The following is a 15,059-nucleotide window of genomic DNA, read 5'->3' as shown; positions in this document are numbered from 1 at the left end:
CCTGGAGCCGTGTCAAGCCACAGGCCGAGCTATCGGCGCGCTTGATCGGGTCGCGCCAGCGGCGGACGATGCCGTCTTAGACCCCAGCCGCGTGCGCCTGCTGATCCGCGTGATAACTCGACCGCACCATCGCCCCCACGGCCGCATGGCTGAAGCCCATCTTGTAGGCCTCTTCCTCGAACATCTTGAACGTGTCCGGGTGCACATAGCGCCGCACCGGCAGGTGCGAGCCCGACGGTGACAGGTACTGGCCGATGGTCAGCATGTCGATGTCGTGGGCGCGCATGTCGCGCATCACCTGCAGGATCTCTTCGTCGGTTTCGCCGAGGCCGACCATGATGCCGCTCTTGGTCGGCACGTCCGGGTGCAGCGCCTTGAACTTCTTCAAGAGATTCAAGCTGAACTGGTAGTCGCTCCCGGGGCGCGCTTCCTTGTAGAGGCGCGGCGCGGTTTCCAGGTTGTGGTTCATCACGTCGGGCGGCGCGGCCTTGAGGATATCGAGCGCGCGGTCGTCGCGGCCGCGGAAATCGGGCACGAGGATCTCTATCTGCGTCATCGGCGAGAGCTCGCGGATGTTCTGGATGCAATCGACGAAATGCTGGCTCCCGCCGTCGCGCAGGTCGTCGCGGTCGACGCTGGTGATCACCACGTACTTCAGGCGCAGCTTGGCGATGGTCTTGGCGAGGTTGAGTGGCTCGTCCTTGTCCAGCGGGTCGGGGCGGCCGTGGCCCACGTCGCAGAACGGGCAGCGGCGGGTGCACTTGTCGCCCATGATCATGAAGGTCGCCGTGCCGTTGCCGAAGCATTCGCCGATGTTCGGGCAGGAGGCTTCTTCGCAGACGGTGTGCAGGTTGCTCTCGCGCAGGATCTGCTTGATCTCGTAGAAGCGCGTGGTCGGGCTGCCGGCCTTCACGCGAATCCACTCGGGCTTCTTGAGCACTTCGCCGGTCTGCACCACCTTGACGGGGATGCGCGAGAGCTTGGCCGCTGCTTTTTGCTTGGCCAGGGGGTTGTAGGTTTCGGCGCTCTGGGCGTCGCGGACGACTTCGGTGGTGCTCATTGGATTGCTAGGGCGCCAGGTAGGTGGTGAGCTTTTGGCTCAGGACCTGGGCAGCTTCTTCCCATGTGGTTTGGATGCCGATTGTAGAAAGGTCGACCGTTTGCAGCCCCGCGTAGCCGCAAGGGTTGATGCGCGAGAAGGGTTCGAGGTCCATGTCGACGTTGAGCGCGACGCCGTGGTACGTGGCGTGGCGGCTCACCTTGATGCCTAGTGCGGCGATCTTGCCGAGGCCGCGGAACGGGTCGCTGGCGGGCCGCGGGCCGGTCAAGGCCGCATGCGAGAACGGGTCGTCGAGCCGCACGTAGATGCCCGGCGCGCCCGGCACGCGGTGGCCGGTCACACCGAAATGCGCGAGCGTGCGCAGCACCGATTCCTCGATGCGGTAGACGTATTCCTTGACGAAGTAGCCGGCGCGGCGCAGGTCGATCAGCGGATACGCAACCACCTGGCCCGGGCCGTGGAAGGTGACCTGCCCGCCGCGGTCGGTCTGCACCACGGGGATGTCGCCGGGGTTCAGGATGTGGTCCTGCTTGCCGGCAACACCTTGCGTGAACACGGGAGTGTGCTCGCAGATCCACAGCGTGTCCGTCGTCTCGGCCGAGCGCTCCAGCGTGAACTGCTTCATCGCCGCGAAGGTCTCGGCGTAGTCAATGCGGCCCAGCCATTGCGGGGCGATGGCCGTATTCACCGGGAGGTCTGCGACCGTCGTCATCCGAAGCTCAGCTCAAAGAACGACCTTGACCGACGGGTGCCCCGAGAGCGCGCGATAGAGGTCGTCGAGCTGCTCGCGGCTGGTGGCGGTGACGGTGATCGTCACGCCCAGGTAGTTGCCCGCCTTGCTGTCGCGCAGCTCGACCGTGGTGGCGTCGAAGGTCGGATCGAACTGCTCGGCGATCTGCGTGATCGCGTGCACGAGGCCGTCGGTCTTGGCGCCCATGACCTTGATCGGGAACTGCGAGGGATATTCGATCAGCGATTCCTTGCGCGGATCGGGAATGGGCGTGGTGACTGCGTCGTCGGTGATGTTCTCGGTCATGCAGTGGCTCCTTGCTTTTCAGCGTTGCGTTGCTTGGCCTGTTGATAGGCGGCATACAAGCTCTTGTAGATGGGGCCGGGATGGCCGTTGCCAATGGTCTTGCCGTCGAGGGTGACGACGGGCAGCACTTCCTTGCTGGCCGAGGAGAGGATGAGCTCGTCGGCACCGAACACTTCATCGCGCGACACGCGGCGCAGCGCGAAGGGAATGCCGCCTTCCCGGCACAGGCGCTCAAGGAGGCCGTAGCGGATGCCGGTGAGCACGAGGTTGTCCTTGGGCGGACCGATGAGCACGCCGTCCTTCACGATCCACACGTTGCTCGACGACGCTTCACTGAGCGAGTCGCCGCGGAACATGACGGTGTCGGCCGCGCCGGCCTCCACGCTGATCTGCCGCGAGAGCACCGCGCCCAGCAGGCTGGTGCTCTTGATGTGGGCCTTCTGCCAGCGGAAGTCGTCTGCGGTGACGCAGGTCACGCCCTTGGCGCGCACCGCGTCGGAGACGGGCGGCAGCGGGTTCACCATCACGAAGACGGTGGGCGTGAGGCCCTTGATCATGGCGTGGTCGCGCGGCGCGACGCCGCGGGTGATCTGGAAGTAGACGGCTTGCGGTGCGTTGCCGCCTGGCGCGATCAAGCGCATCGCGATGTCGCGCCACTGTGCGAGGGAGAGTGGGTTGGCGATCTGCAGCTCGGCGAGTGAGCGATCGAGACGCGCCATGTGCTCTTCGAAGCAGAAGGGCTGGCCGCCGTACACGGGAATCACCTCGTAGATGCCGTCGCCGAAGATGAAGCCGCGGTCCAGCACGCTGACCTTGGCGTCCCGCAACGGGACGAAATTGCCGTCGAGATAGCACTGCGAATCGGGCAGCGCGGGGGAGATATAGTCCATCCGCAAATTATGGACGGCGCGAACTTTCGGCGTCTGACGCACACGGCGTGCCCCGCGATGCTGGGATCGCCTGGGTTTTTACTTATAATCAATGGCTTTGTGAAATTCTGCGGAGACGGCGTGGACGGCAACTCAAATGACAACAAACGCCCACGTTCCCGCAACTGATGCCGAAGAAATCGATTTCAAGCTGCTGACGGCCGAAGAGGCCGCGCAGTTGCGCAAGCAAAACCCCGAGATGTCGCCCTGGTGGGTCATTGGTGCCCAGGTGGCTGCGGGTTTGCTTGTCGCATGTGTGGCTTGGATGTGGGTTGGGCGGCCAGTGGCTGCCGTGTCGGCCTTTTACGGGGCGATGGCGGTGGCGGTTCCTGCGGCATTGTTTGCACGCGGGGTTCGTCAAAGGCCGGGCATGGCAACGCAAGCTGCCATGTTGAGGTTCTTTGTATGGGAGTCGATCAAGATCGCGCTGACTGTGGCCCTGCTTGCGGCCGCACCGTGGCTGATCGGGGGTCTCGTATGGCTGGCGCTGCTGGCCGGCGTGGTGATCGCCATGAAAATGTACTGGGTGGCACTCATGGTGCGGCCCGGTTGGTTGAAACGGAATGGACTGTTTGGAAAAGAGAAGCTGAAAGATGGCCGCTGAAGGACACGCCCCGACCGCGAGTGAATACATCGTTCACCACCTCCAGCACTGGCAAGTGGACTGGAGCTTCAAGCCCGTGGTCCAGACCGCCATTGTTGACTTCAACGTCATCAACCTCGACTCGGTCCTCTATGCGCTGCTTTGCGGCGTGCTGGGCTGCTTCGTGTTGTGGCTTGCGGCGCGCAAGGCCACGCCCGGTGTGCCGGGCCGCTTCCAGGCTGCCGTCGAGATGCTGGTCGAAATGGTCGACAACCAGGCCAAGTCGAACATCCACAACGCGCAAAGCCGCAAGTTCATTGCGCCCCTCGCACTCACGGTGTTCGTTTGGATCTTTCTCCTGAATGCGATGGACATGCTGCCTGTCGACCTGCTGCCCTCCATCTGGGCTGCGGCGTTCCAGGCCATGGGCCACGACCCGCACCACGCGTACATGCGCGTCGTGCCCACGGCGGATCTCTCGACCACGCTGGGTCTGTCGACTTCCGTGCTGCTCCTGTGCCTCTTCTACAGCATCAAGGTCAAGGGCCTGGGCGGCTGGGGCCACGAGCTGATCACTGCTCCTTTCGGTGCCCATCCCGTGTTGTGGCCCATCAACCTGCTGATGCAGGTCATCGAGTACTTGGCCAAGACGGTTTCGCACGGCATGCGGTTGTTCGGCAACATGTATGCAGGCGAACTGGTCTTCATGCTCATCGCTCTCATGGGCGGCGCCATGGCGGCCTCGTTCTCCGGTGTCCTGCTGCCCGTCGGGCACGTGATTGCCGGGCTCGTCTGGGCGATCTTCCATATTCTGGTGATCACGCTGCAGGCGTTCATCTTCATGATGCTGACCCTGATTTATCTGGGTCAGGCGCATGAGGCGCATTGAGTTTCCCTTTTTCTTTTCGTTCGCTTTCAATCTGTCCTAAGGAGTCATCATGGAAAACATTCTCGGTCTCGTCGCTCTCGCTTGTGGTCTGATCGTCGGTCTTGGCGCCATCGGTGCGTCCATCGGCATCGCCCTGATGGGTGGCAAGTTCCTGGAATCGTCGGCCCGTCAACCCGAACTCATGAACGACCTGCAAACCAAGATGTTCATCTTGGCCGGTCTGATCGACGCCGCATTCCTGATCGGCGTGGCCATCGCTCTGCTGTTCGCGTTCGCCAATCCGTTCGCCGCGACCTTCCTGGCCAACCTGCCCAAGTAAGCCCGTTCAACGCCACTCCAGAAAGGTGTTGCCGTGAGTATCAACGCGACCCTGTTCGTTCAGGCCATCGTCTTCTTGTTGCTGGTGCTGTTCACGATGAAATTCGTGTGGCCGCCCATCGCCAAGGCGCTGGACGAACGTGCACAAAAGATCGCCGCGGGCCTGGCGGCCGCCGAGAAGGCCAAGGCTGAACTCGCTTCCGCCAACCAGCGTGTCGAGCAGGAATTGGTGCAGTCTCGTAACGAGACCACCAACCGCCTGGCCGATGCCGAGCGCCGCGCCCAGCAAATCGTCGAAGAGGCCAAGGGCCGTGCAACCGAGGAGGCCAACAAGATCGTGGCCGCCGCGCACGCCGAAGCCGAGCAGCAGTCCGTGCATGCCCGCGAGGCCCTGCGCGAGCAGGTGGCCGCGCTGGCCGTCAAGGGTGCCGAGCAGATTCTTCGCAAGGAAGTCGACGCCGGCGTCCATGCCGATCTGCTCCAGCGCCTGAAGACCGAGCTCTGAGGACGACATGGCCGAACTAGCGACCATCGCCCGTCCTTATGCGGAAGCGCTCTTCAAGGCCTCTTCGAAGGACCTTCAAGGCGCGGCCGGCTGGTTGGACCAGCTGGCGGCCATCGCGGCCAATGACCAGTTGCTCGCATTCGCGGCCAATCCGAAGGTTCCTGACGATCAGGTCATCGACCTGACGGCAGGCCTTGTGCCTCAACCGCTGCCCGAGGCGGGACGCAATTTCCTGCGCGCGATCATCGAAAACGGCCGGCTGACCGCACTGCCCGAGGTGGCGGCCCAGTTCCGCCTTCTTTGCAACGCGCGCGCCGGAGCGTTCGATGCCATGGTCTACAGCGCCTTTCCCATCGACGATGCAGCGCTGAAGGACGTGGGCGCAGCCCTCGAGAAGCGCTTCGGACGCAAGCTGAAGCTGCGTCTGGAAATCGATGAAACCCTCATCGGCGGCATTCGTGCCGTGGTCGGCGACGAGGTGCTCGATACGTCCGTGCGTGCACGCCTGGATCAAATGAAAGCGGCGCTCACCGCCTGAGGGCGGACTGCAGCCGGTTGGCCCCATTTAAAGAAAGAAGGAAAGAGTCATGCAACTCAATCCCGCAGAGATTTCCGAGCTGATCAAGAGCCGTATCGAAGGACTCGGCGTCAGCGCCAACATTCGCAACGAAGGCACCGTGGTGTCCGTGACGGACGGCATCGTGCGCGTGCACGGCCTGTCCGACGCGATGCAGGGCGAAATGCTGGAATTCCCGCCGAGCGCCGATGGCACGCCTTCGTTCGGCCTGGCGCTGAACCTGGAGCGCGACTCTGTCGGCGCCGTGATTCTGGGTGAATACGAACACATCTCCGAAGGCGACACGGTCAAGTGCACCGGCCGCATTCTGGAAGTGCCTGTGGGTCCCGAACTCATCGGGCGCGTGGTCAATGCGCTCGGCCAGCCGATCGACGGCAAGGGCCCGATCAACGCCGCCATGACCGACGTGATCGAAAAGGTCGCGCCCGGCGTGATCGCCCGCAAGTCGGTGGATCAGCCGATGCAGACCGGCCTGAAGTCCATCGACTCGATGGTGCCCGTCGGCCGTGGCCAGCGCGAGCTGATCATCGGCGACCGCCAGACCGGCAAGACCGCCGTGGCGATCGACGCGATCATCAACCAGAAGGGTCAGAACATGACCTGCGTCTACGTTGCGATCGGCCAGAAGGCTTCGTCGATCAAGAACGTGGTGCGCTCCCTCGAACAAGCCGGCGCGATGGACTACACCATCGTGGTGGCCGCATCGGCCTCCGAATCGGCAGCCATGCAGTACGTGTCGGCCTACTCGGGCTGCACGATGGGCGAATACTTCCGCGACCGCGGCCAGGACGCCCTGATCGTCTATGACGACCTGTCCAAGCAAGCCGTGGCTTACCGCCAGGTGTCGCTGCTGCTGCGCCGCCCGCCAGGCCGCGAAGCCTATCCCGGCGACGTGTTCTATCTCCACAGCCGCCTGCTCGAACGCGCAGCCCGTGTGAACGCCGACTACGTCGAAGCCTTCACCAAGGGTGAAGTCAAGGGCAAGACCGGTTCGCTGACGGCCCTCCCGATCATCGAAACGCAAGCCGGCGACGTGTCCGCCTTCGTTCCGACCAACGTGATCTCGATCACCGACGGCCAGATCTTCCTGGAAACCAGCCTGTTCAACGCCGGCATCCGCCCCGCCATCAACGCCGGTATCTCGGTGTCGCGCGTGGGTTCGTCGGCGCAGACCAACCTGATCAAGAACCAGTCGGGCGGTATCCGTACCGACCTAGCCCAGTACCGTGAACTGGCTGCGTTCGCGCAGTTCGCTTCCGACCTGGACGAAGCGACCCGCAAACAGCTCGACCGCGGCGCGCGCGTGACGGAACTGCTCAAGCAGACCCAGTACAGCCCGCTGCCGATCTCGCTCATGAATGCCACGCTGTTCGCAGTGAACAAGGGCTTCATGGACGACATCGACGTCAAGAAGGTGCTTTCGTTCGAACACGGCTTTCACCAGCTGCTGAAGACGAGCCACGCTGCCCTGCTCGAAACCATGGAAAAGAATGGCGCCAAGTGGGACGTGAAGCCCGCCAAGCCGGACGACAGCGCCGAGAAGCAAGCCTTCAAGAAGGTTTGCCAGGACGCCGAAGCCGAACTGCTGGCAGCCGCCACCTCGTTCAAGAAGTCGTTCGCCTGATCGACCCCTTGACCGACGCAAGAAGGAGTTCATATGGCAGCTGGTAAGGAAATCCGCGGCAAGATCAAATCGGTGGAAAACACCAAGAAGATCACCAAGGCCATGGAAATGGTCTCGGTTTCCAAGATGCGCAAGGCGCAAGAGCGCATGCGTGCCGCCCGCCCCTACAGCGAGAAGATCCGCAACATCGCTGCGAACCTTGGCAAGGCCAATCCCGAGTACACACACGCCTTCATGAAGAAGAACGAGGCCAAGGCCATCGGCTTCATCATCGTGACGAGCGACAAGGGACTGTGCGGTGGCTTGAACACCAACCTGCTGCGCGCCGTGACCGTGAGGATGCGGGAGGCGCAGGCTGCCGGCGTCGCCATCGAGTCGGTCGCCATCGGCAGCAAGGGCCTGGGCTTTCTGAACCGCATCGGCGCCCGCGTGGTCGCGCATGTCACCCACCTGGGTGACACGCCCCATCTGGACAAGCTCATCGGCCCGGTCAAGACGCTGCTGGACGCTTACGCGGAAGGCAAGCTCTCGGCCGTGTACCTGTGCTACACGAAGTTCATCAACACGATCAAGCAGGAGCCGCTCGTGGAGCAACTGCTGCCGCTGGCCGCAGACTCGCTGCAAGTCGAGGAAGGCCAGCATTCGTGGGACTACATCTACGAGCCCGATGCGCCGAGCGTGATCGACGAATTGCTGGTGCGCTATGCGGAGTCGCTGGTCTACCAGGCCGTGGCCGAAAACATGGCGTCCGAGCATTCGGCGCGGATGGTGGCCATGAAGGCGGCCACCGACAACGCAGGCAACGTGATCAGCGAGCTGAAGCTGGTCTACAACAAGACCCGCCAGGCCGGCATCACGAAAGAGCTGTCGGAAATCGTGTCGGGTGCGGCAGCGGCCGCCGGCGTTTGATCGAGGCAATGCAACGGGCCACATTGCCGAACGGGCGCGCTCTGCGCGTCCGATAACACAGGCCTACTTTTTAGGGGACTTTGCGCACATGAAGAAACTTCTCGTTCTGGTGGCTGTTGCTGCCGCTCTGACTGCTTGTTCCAAGAAGGAAGAAGCGCCCGCTGCTGCTCCGGCTCCCGCCGCTGCACCTGCGCCCGCTCCTGCCGCTCCGGCATCGGCGCCGGCCGCAGCAGCACCTGCTGCTGCAGCCCCGACGGCATCGGCCGCGGACCTGCCGCAAGAGTGCAACGACTACCTGACGAAGGTCCAGACCTGCGTGGGCGCACAAAGCGGCGCTGCCGCCGATGCGATGAAGGCCAGCCTCGACCAGACCAAGGCCACCTGGGCTTCGATGGGCGCCGACAAGGCAGCCTTGGGCCAGGCCTGCAAGGCTGCTTCGGACGCTTTCGCTGCACAAGCGACGGCCATGAAGTGCTGATCTGAAGAAGTAGCAATTCAAGGGTGCCGGCCCGTCCGGCATTCTTGCAAAAGCGGCCCGTTTTGGCATCAGGACGCTTCTGCAAGAACCTGTCGCAAATTTATAGAGATCCATCCAGAAGGAAACGCCATGGCTGAAGGAAAAATTGTCCAATGTATCGGCGCCGTGGTCGACGTGGAGTTCCCGCGTGACCAGATGCCCAAGGTGTACGACGCCTTGAAATTCGAAGGCGGCGGACTGACCCTCGAAGTTCAGCAGCAGCTGGGCGACGGCGTGGTGCGTACCATCGCGCTGGGTTCGTCCGACGGCCTGCGCCGCGGCCTGATCGTCACCAACACCGGTGCACCCATCACGGTGCCGGTCGGCAAGGCCACGCTCGGCCGCATCATGGACGTGCTCGGCCGTCCGATCGACGAGCGCGGCGATGTGAGCCAGGACCTCACCGCCTCCATCCACCGCAAGGCCCCCGCGTACGACGAACTGTCGCCGTCGCAGGACCTGCTGGAAACAGGCATCAAGGTGATCGACCTCGTGTGCCCGTTCGCCAAGGGCGGCAAGGTGGGCCTGTTCGGCGGCGCCGGCGTGGGCAAGACCGTGAACATGATGGAACTCATCAACAACATCGCCAAGGCTCACTCGGGTCTGTCGGTGTTCGCCGGTGTGGGTGAACGTACCCGCGAAGGCAACGACTTCTATCACGAGATGGCCGACTCCGGCGTGGTGAACCTGGACAACCTCCCCGAGTCGAAGGTGGCCATGGTTTACGGCCAGATGAACGAACCCCCGGGCAACCGTCTGCGCGTGGCGCTGACCGGCCTGACCATTGCCGAGTCGTTCCGCGACGAAGGCCGTGACGTGCTGTTCTTCGTGGACAACATCTACCGCTACACGCTGGCCGGTACCGAAGTGTCGGCGCTGCTGGGCCGTATGCCTTCCGCCGTGGGCTACCAACCCACACTGGCCGAGGAAATGGGCCGCCTGCAAGAGCGGATCACCTCGACCAAGGTCGGCTCGATCACCTCGATCCAGGCCGTGTACGTGCCAGCGGATGACTTGACCGATCCGTCGCCAGCCACCACCTTCGCCCACTTGGACTCGACCGTGGTGCTGTCGCGTGACATCGCTTCGCTCGGTATCTACCCCGCCGTGGACCCGCTGGACTCGACCTCGCGCCAGCTCGACCCGAACGTGGTCGGCGAAGAGCACTACAACGTGGCCCGCGCCGTGCAAGGCACGCTGCAGCGCTACAAGGAACTGCGCGACATCATCGCGATTCTGGGCATGGACGAACTGGCTCCCGACGACAAGCTCGCCGTGGCCCGCGCCCGCAAGATCCAGCGTTTCCTGTCGCAGCCGTTCCACGTGGCCGAAGTGTTCACGGGCTCGCCCGGCAAGTACGTGCCGCTGTCCGAAACCATCCGTGGTTTCAAGATGATCGTGAACGGCGAAGCCGACCACCTGCCGGAACAAGCGTTCTACATGGTGGGCACAATCGACGAAGCGTTCGAAAAGGCCAAGAAGGTCGCGTAAAGCGGCGCAGTCGACCGCTTGGCTTCGTTGCCGGCTCGCCGTACCGATGTACGGCTGTGCGCGGCGCCTCACCAGACGGCCGACTGCTTGCTTTCCGCACCCTTCTTCAAACAGGGCAAAGGACAACAGATGGCAAACACTATTCATGTGGACGTGGTCAGCGCGGAAGAGTCGATCTTCTCGGGCGAAGCCAAGTTCGTCGCGCTGCCCGGTGAAGCCGGTGAGCTCGGCATCTATCCGCGCCACACCCCGCTGATCACGCGCATCCGTCCCGGCGCCGTGCGCATCGAGACGGCCGACGGCGGCGAAGAGTTCGTCTTCGTGGCCGGCGGCATTCTCGAAGTGCAGCCGAACGCCGTCACCGTGCTGTCCGACACCGCGATCCGCGGCAAGGACCTCGACGACGAAAAGGCGAACGTGGCCAAGGCCGCCGCCGAGGAAGCGCTGAAGAACGCGAAGAGCGACATCGACATCGCGATGGCGCAATCCGAACTGGCCGTGATGGCTGCGCAGATCGCTGCGCTGCGCAAGTATCGCCAGAAGAAGTAGGCAAGGAAGCGCGCCAGCGCTTCTTCCCAGGAAAAGCCGCCTTCGGGCGGCTTTTTTGCGTCTGGACGCGTGCATCAAGCCATCTTCGAGCTGAACTTGGTCGAAGTTCGGCCTTGTCCGGCTGAAGACCTGCCCCTAGTATTCGCGTTCGCCCGACAGCCCCAGGCTGCGGAGCAGGCAAAAAGAACACGGAGACAAGCGCGTGGCACCCTGGAGTGGCATCACTGCTCATGAGATGCAGTTGCTGGAAACGACCTTCTGGTCGGCCGGCGGCTCGCGCCATGCCATGGCCGAACAGCTCGGCTTCTCCAAGAGCAAGGCCAATGCGCTGATCGCCGGGCTCGTCGATCAGGGCCTGCTGGCCGAGGCCGGCCTGCAACGTTCTTCAGGCGGACGCCGCGCCGAAAACCTCCAGCTCCATGCCGGCCTCGGCGTACTCATCGGCATCGACATCGGCGCCACCAGCCTCGACGTCGCGGTGCTGCGCCCCGACCTCACCGTGCTCGCGCAGCACGACGAACCCGCCGACGTGCGCGACGGCCCCGCGGTCGTCCTGGCCCGCGTGCGCACGCTGATGCGCGAGTTGCTGGCCCGCTGCGGCCACAGCGCGAAGAGCGTGCTGGGCATCGGCATCGGCGTGCCCGGCCCCGTCAACTTCGAGATCGGCCAGCTCGTGAACCCGCCGCTCATGCCGGCCTGGGACAGCTTCTCGATCCGCGACTACCTGCGCGAGGACTACGCGGCGCCCGTCTTCGTCGACAACGACGTGAACCTCATGGCGCTCGGCGAACTGTGGCGCCTGAAGCGCTCGCTCACCAATTTCCTCGTCATCAAGGTCGGCACCGGCATCGGCTGCGGCATCGTCTGCCACGGCGAGGTGTACCGCGGCGCCGCGGGCTCGGCCGGTGACGTGGGCCACATCTGCGTCGACCAGGCGGGCCCGCTCTGCCACTGCGGCAACCTCGGCTGCGTCGAGGCGATGGCGGCCGGCCCCGCGATCACCCGCATGGCGATGCAGGCGGCCGAGGCGGGCGGAAGCGAGGTGCTGGCCGAGTGCCTGCGCGTGCACGGCCGCATCGACGCGATCGACGTCGGTCAGGCCAGCCGCGGCGGCGACACCGCGGCCAACGGCATCATCCAGCGAGCGGGCAGCCTGATCGGGCAGATGCTCGCGTCGATCGTCAATTTCTTCAATCCGTCGCACGTGTTCATCGGCGGTGGCATCACGCGCATCGGGCCGCTGTTTCTCGCGGCCGTGCGGCAGAGCGTGTATCAGCGCTCGCTCGCGCTTTCCACGCGGCATCTGGAAATCCAGTACACGCCGCTGGGCACGCAAGGCGGCCTCGTCGGCGCCGGCGTGCTCGCGATGCACGAGACCCTGAAAGTTCGCGGAGTGGCGCCATGAGTGGAACAGAGAACCCCAAGGGCAGCGTCGCCGTCGAGTTCGACGGCGTGGTGAAGGCCTTCGGCCCGGTGCAGGTGCTGCACGGCGTGAGCTTCGCGCTCGCGCCCGGCCGCGTGTACGGCCTCCTCGGTGAGAACGGCGCGGGCAAGTCCACGCTGATGAAGATCCTCGCGGGCTACGAACAGCTCACTGGCGGCACGCTGCGCATCAACGGCCAGCCGCAGCAGTTCACGAGTTCGCGCGATGCCGAGGCGCTGGGCATCGTGCTGATCCACCAGGAGTTCAACCTCGCCGAAGACCTGAGCGTTGCGCAGAACATCTTCCTCGGCCACGAAAAGAAAAAAGGCTGGCTGCTGGACGACACCTCGATGGAGCGCGACGCCGCTGCCGCGCTCGCCGCCGTCGGTCTGCAGGTCGATCCCCGCACCAAGGTGCGCAAGCTTATCGTCGCCGAGAAGCAGCTCGTCGAGATCGCCAAGGCCATCGCCCGGCGCGCGCGTCTGCTCATCATGGACGAGCCCACCGCCACGCTCACGCCCGGCGAAACCGAGCGCCTGTTCAAGCTCATCGCGCAGCTGCGCGCCGATGGCGTGACCATCGTCTACATCTCGCACAAGCTCGACGAGGTGGAGCAGGTGACCGACGAGGTGATTGTGATGCGCGACGGCCGCTTCGTCGCCCGCGCGCTCACGCCGGATGTCACGCGCCACCAGATGGCCAACCTGATGGTGGGCCGCGAACTGGCCGACCTTTATCCGCCGCGCGACCTCGTCGTCGCGGCCGACGCGCCGGCCATGCGCGTGCGCAACTTCACCGTGCCCGGCTGGGCGCAGGACGCGAGCTTCGAAGTGCGCCCCGGCGAGATCCTCGGCTTCGCGGGCCTCGTCGGCGCAGGCCGCACCGAACTCTTCGAAGGCCTGCTGGGCCTGCGCCCCGCGAGCGGCAGCGTCGAGATGCTCGGCAAGCCCGTGCCCCACAACAAGGGCTGGCGCAATCCGCGCGATGCCGCCAAGCACGGCCTCACGTACCTGAGCGAAGACCGCAAGGGCAAGGGCCTGCACGTGGACTTCGGCCTGCGCCAGAACCTCACGCTGATGGCGCTCGAGCGCTATGCCAAGCCCTGGCTGCAGCCCGACGGCGAGCGCGGCGCATTGGCCGAAGCGGTGAAGGACTACGGCATCCGAACCGGCTCGCTCGATGTGAAGGCGTCGTCGCTCTCGGGCGGCAACCAGCAGAAGCTCGCGCTCGCCAAGGTGCTGCAGCCGCAGCCCAAGGTGGTGGTGCTCGACGAGCCCACGCGCGGCGTGGACGTGGGCGCCAAGCGCGACATCTATTTCCTGATCCAGCGACTCGCCCGCGAAGGGCTCGCGGTGATCGTCGTCTCGTCGGAGCTGATGGAACTGATCGGCCTGTGCCATCGCGTCGCGGTGATGCGCGCGGGCAAGCTGGTTGCCACGCTCGACGCGGACCATTTGACTGAAGAGGAGCTCATCGCTCATGCCACCGGAACAGCAAACTCCCCCGTCGCAGCAGCCTGAAGCGGCAGCAGCCGCCGCGCACCGCAGCGAAGCCAAGCCGCGCTGGACCGAGCGCCTGCACGGCCTCGGCCCGGTCATCGGCCTCGTGCTGCTGTGCATTGCGGGCACGCTGCTCAACAGCGACTTCGCAACAGTCGACAACGCGATGAACGTGCTCACGCGCACGGCTTTCATCGGCATCATCGCGGTGGGCATGTGCTTCGTGATCATCTCGGGCGGCATCGACTTGTCGGTGGGTTCGATGGCCGCGCTCATCGCGGGCAGCGTGATCATGTTCATCAACTGGGCCGGCCCCGCCTCGGGCTCGCCGATGCTGGCGGTGGTGATGGGCGCGGTGCTGGCCATCGTGCTGGGCGCGGTGTTCGGCCTCGCGCACGGCCTGTTGATCACCAAGGGGCGCATCGAGCCCTTCATCGTGACGCTCGGAACGCTCGGCATCTTTCGCGCGTACCTCACGTACTTTGCCGATGGTGGCGCGCTCACGCTCGACAACGAACTGTCGGACCTCTATGCGCCGGTGTACTACGCGAGCCTTGCGGGCATTCCGGTGCCGGTGTGGGTGTTCGTGATCGTTGCGATCATCGGCGGCGTCATCCTCAACCGCACGGCCTATGGGCGCTACGTGCAGGCCATCGGATCGAACGAGCAGGTGGCGCGCTACGCGGCGGTCGATGTGGACCGCGTGAAGATCATGACCTACGTGCTGCTCGGTGTGTGCGTGGGCATCGCGACGCTGCTGTACGTGCCGCGCCTCGGCTCGGCCTCGCCGACCACCGGCCTCCTGTGGGAGCTCGAGGCGATCGCCGCGGTGATCGTTGGCGGCACCGCATTGAAGGGCGGCGCGGGCAGCATCACCGGCACCGTGGTGGGCGCGATCCTGCTCTCGGTCATCAGCAACATCCTGAACCTCACCAGCATCATCAGCGTGTACCTGAACGCTGCGGTGCAGGGCTTCGTGATCATCATCGTCGCATTCCTGCAGCGCGGACGCAGATGATGGCCCCCCGGCTTTTCACTCGCTGCGCTCGTGTAACTCCACCCCCCGGAGGCGCGGCCGGCTTGGGGCGGCCCGGCGCTCGGCCGCAAAAGTTTTTCCCGTTTCATTTCACCCACCAAGAGGAGACATCCA

At 64.5% G+C, this 15,059-nt stretch carries 17 protein-coding genes; 13 read left to right on the top strand and 4 right to left on the bottom strand.

Annotated elements, in window-relative coordinates; all coding sequences use genetic code 11:
* Positions 1-76: 76 nt before the first annotated feature.
* The 4 genes from lipA to VARPA_RS27545 are packed head-to-tail and all read right to left on the bottom strand — an operon-like array spanning position 77 to position 2,986.
* Entirely contained in the window at positions 77-1,060 is a 984-nt protein-coding gene (lipA, locus tag VARPA_RS27560; RefSeq protein WP_013543875.1) for a lipoyl synthase, read from the bottom strand.
* Between the two features lie 7 nt (positions 1,061-1,067).
* Complete coding sequence (gene lipB / locus VARPA_RS27555; RefSeq protein ID WP_013543874.1) at positions 1,068-1,772, bottom strand: lipoyl(octanoyl) transferase LipB; 705 nt, start codon at positions 1,770-1,772, stop codon at positions 1,068-1,070.
* A 12-nt stretch (positions 1,773-1,784) separates the two neighbouring features.
* The gene (locus VARPA_RS27550) at positions 1,785-2,096 is read right to left on the bottom strand and encodes a YbeD family protein (RefSeq protein ID WP_013543873.1); all 312 of its coding nucleotides are present in this window, start codon (positions 2,094-2,096) and stop codon (positions 1,785-1,787) included.
* Positions 2,093-2,986: a D-amino acid aminotransferase gene (locus VARPA_RS27545; protein WP_013543872.1), complete on the bottom strand. Its 894-nt coding sequence runs from the start codon at positions 2,984-2,986 to the stop codon at positions 2,093-2,095. The genes VARPA_RS27550 and VARPA_RS27545 overlap by 4 nt, the downstream gene beginning before the upstream one ends.
* Before the next feature lie 136 nt (positions 2,987-3,122).
* Between VARPA_RS27545 and VARPA_RS27540 the strand changes: the two genes are divergently transcribed.
* The 13 genes from VARPA_RS27540 (at position 3,123) to VARPA_RS27480 (ending at position 14,927) form a co-directional block, all read left to right on the top strand.
* Positions 3,123-3,629: an ATP synthase subunit I gene (locus VARPA_RS27540; protein ID WP_013543871.1), complete on the top strand. Its 507-nt coding sequence runs from the start codon at positions 3,123-3,125 to the stop codon at positions 3,627-3,629.
* Positions 3,619-4,497 carry a F0F1 ATP synthase subunit A gene (atpB, locus tag VARPA_RS27535; protein WP_013543870.1) on the top strand — a complete coding sequence of 293 codons (879 nt, stop codon included), beginning with the start codon at positions 3,619-3,621 and terminating at the stop codon, positions 4,495-4,497. The genes VARPA_RS27540 and atpB overlap by 11 nt, the downstream gene beginning before the upstream one ends.
* Positions 4,498-4,546: 49 nt before the next feature.
* The gene (gene atpE, locus VARPA_RS27530) at positions 4,547-4,816 is read left to right on the top strand and encodes a F0F1 ATP synthase subunit C (protein ID WP_013543869.1); all 270 of its coding nucleotides are present in this window, start codon (positions 4,547-4,549) and stop codon (positions 4,814-4,816) included.
* 33 nt (positions 4,817-4,849) lie between these two features.
* Positions 4,850-5,320 (top strand): F0F1 ATP synthase subunit B, encoded by a 471-nt coding sequence (locus tag VARPA_RS27525; RefSeq protein ID WP_013543868.1) that lies wholly within the window; start codon positions 4,850-4,852, stop codon positions 5,318-5,320.
* 7 nt (positions 5,321-5,327) lie between these two features.
* Positions 5,328-5,858: a F0F1 ATP synthase subunit delta gene (locus VARPA_RS27520; protein WP_013543867.1), complete on the top strand. Its 531-nt coding sequence runs from the start codon at positions 5,328-5,330 to the stop codon at positions 5,856-5,858.
* Between the two features lie 49 nt (positions 5,859-5,907).
* Entirely contained in the window at positions 5,908-7,521 is a 1,614-nt protein-coding gene (gene atpA / locus VARPA_RS27515) for a F0F1 ATP synthase subunit alpha (RefSeq protein ID WP_013543866.1), read from the top strand.
* 33 nt (positions 7,522-7,554) lie between these two features.
* A complete protein-coding gene (atpG, locus tag VARPA_RS27510) occupies positions 7,555-8,430 on the top strand; it encodes a F0F1 ATP synthase subunit gamma (protein ID WP_013543865.1) in 876 nt (291 codons plus the stop codon).
* Between the two features lie 88 nt (positions 8,431-8,518).
* On the top strand, positions 8,519-8,908 hold the full coding sequence (locus VARPA_RS27505) for a hypothetical protein (RefSeq protein WP_041943073.1): 390 nt from the start codon (positions 8,519-8,521) through the stop codon (positions 8,906-8,908).
* 129 nt (positions 8,909-9,037) lie between these two features.
* Positions 9,038-10,438, top strand: coding sequence for a F0F1 ATP synthase subunit beta (gene atpD / locus VARPA_RS27500; protein WP_013543864.1), 1,401 nt, complete (start codon positions 9,038-9,040; stop codon positions 10,436-10,438).
* Positions 10,439-10,567: 129 nt separating this feature from the next.
* Positions 10,568-10,987 (top strand): F0F1 ATP synthase subunit epsilon, encoded by a 420-nt coding sequence (locus VARPA_RS27495; protein ID WP_013543863.1) that lies wholly within the window; start codon positions 10,568-10,570, stop codon positions 10,985-10,987.
* Between the two features lie 235 nt (positions 10,988-11,222).
* Positions 11,223-12,392, top strand: coding sequence for an ROK family protein (locus VARPA_RS27490; protein WP_013543862.1), 1,170 nt, complete (start codon positions 11,223-11,225; stop codon positions 12,390-12,392).
* A complete protein-coding gene (locus VARPA_RS27485; protein WP_013543861.1) occupies positions 12,389-13,930 on the top strand; it encodes a sugar ABC transporter ATP-binding protein in 1,542 nt (513 codons plus the stop codon). Before VARPA_RS27490 ends, VARPA_RS27485 begins: the two co-directional genes overlap by 4 nt.
* Positions 13,890-14,927 (top strand): ABC transporter permease, encoded by a 1,038-nt coding sequence (locus VARPA_RS27480; RefSeq protein ID WP_013543860.1) that lies wholly within the window; start codon positions 13,890-13,892, stop codon positions 14,925-14,927. The genes VARPA_RS27485 and VARPA_RS27480 overlap by 41 nt, the downstream gene beginning before the upstream one ends.
* The last annotated feature ends 132 nt before the right edge of the window (positions 14,928-15,059 follow it).

Source organism: Variovorax paradoxus EPS (assembly GCF_000184745.1).
Lineage (GTDB): Bacteria > Pseudomonadota > Gammaproteobacteria > Burkholderiales > Burkholderiaceae_C > Variovorax > Variovorax paradoxus_C.
The sequence above is the reverse complement of the archived record's forward strand: the minus strand, read 5'-3'. Positions and strand labels throughout refer to the sequence as shown.

What these genes read in the sequence shown, in the direction of transcription:
- lipA (WP_013543875.1), bottom strand. Translation starts at nt 1,060, where the DNA reads ATGAGCACCACCGAAGTCGTCCGCGACGCCCAGAGCGCCGAAACCTAC.
- lipB (WP_013543874.1), bottom strand. Translation starts at nt 1,772, where the DNA reads ATGACGACGGTCGCAGACCTCCCGGTGAATACGGCCATCGCCCCGCAA.
- VARPA_RS27550 (WP_013543873.1), bottom strand. Translation starts at nt 2,096, where the DNA reads ATGACCGAGAACATCACCGACGACGCAGTCACCACGCCCATTCCCGAT.
- VARPA_RS27545 (WP_013543872.1), bottom strand. Translation starts at nt 2,986, where the DNA reads ATGGACTATATCTCCCCCGCGCTGCCCGATTCGCAGTGCTATCTCGAC.
- VARPA_RS27540 (WP_013543871.1), top strand. Translation starts at nt 3,123, where the DNA reads ATGACAACAAACGCCCACGTTCCCGCAACTGATGCCGAAGAAATCGAT.
- atpB (WP_013543870.1), top strand. Translation starts at nt 3,619, where the DNA reads ATGGCCGCTGAAGGACACGCCCCGACCGCGAGTGAATACATCGTTCAC.
- atpE (WP_013543869.1), top strand. Translation starts at nt 4,547, where the DNA reads ATGGAAAACATTCTCGGTCTCGTCGCTCTCGCTTGTGGTCTGATCGTC.
- VARPA_RS27520 (WP_013543867.1), top strand. Translation starts at nt 5,328, where the DNA reads ATGGCCGAACTAGCGACCATCGCCCGTCCTTATGCGGAAGCGCTCTTC.
- atpA (WP_013543866.1), top strand. Translation starts at nt 5,908, where the DNA reads ATGCAACTCAATCCCGCAGAGATTTCCGAGCTGATCAAGAGCCGTATC.
- atpG (WP_013543865.1), top strand. Translation starts at nt 7,555, where the DNA reads ATGGCAGCTGGTAAGGAAATCCGCGGCAAGATCAAATCGGTGGAAAAC.
- VARPA_RS27505 (WP_041943073.1), top strand. Translation starts at nt 8,519, where the DNA reads ATGAAGAAACTTCTCGTTCTGGTGGCTGTTGCTGCCGCTCTGACTGCT.
- atpD (WP_013543864.1), top strand. Translation starts at nt 9,038, where the DNA reads ATGGCTGAAGGAAAAATTGTCCAATGTATCGGCGCCGTGGTCGACGTG.
- VARPA_RS27495 (WP_013543863.1), top strand. Translation starts at nt 10,568, where the DNA reads ATGGCAAACACTATTCATGTGGACGTGGTCAGCGCGGAAGAGTCGATC.
- VARPA_RS27490 (WP_013543862.1), top strand. Translation starts at nt 11,223, where the DNA reads ATGCAGTTGCTGGAAACGACCTTCTGGTCGGCCGGCGGCTCGCGCCAT.
- VARPA_RS27485 (WP_013543861.1), top strand. Translation starts at nt 12,389, where the DNA reads ATGAGTGGAACAGAGAACCCCAAGGGCAGCGTCGCCGTCGAGTTCGAC.
- VARPA_RS27480 (WP_013543860.1), top strand. Translation starts at nt 13,890, where the DNA reads ATGCCACCGGAACAGCAAACTCCCCCGTCGCAGCAGCCTGAAGCGGCA.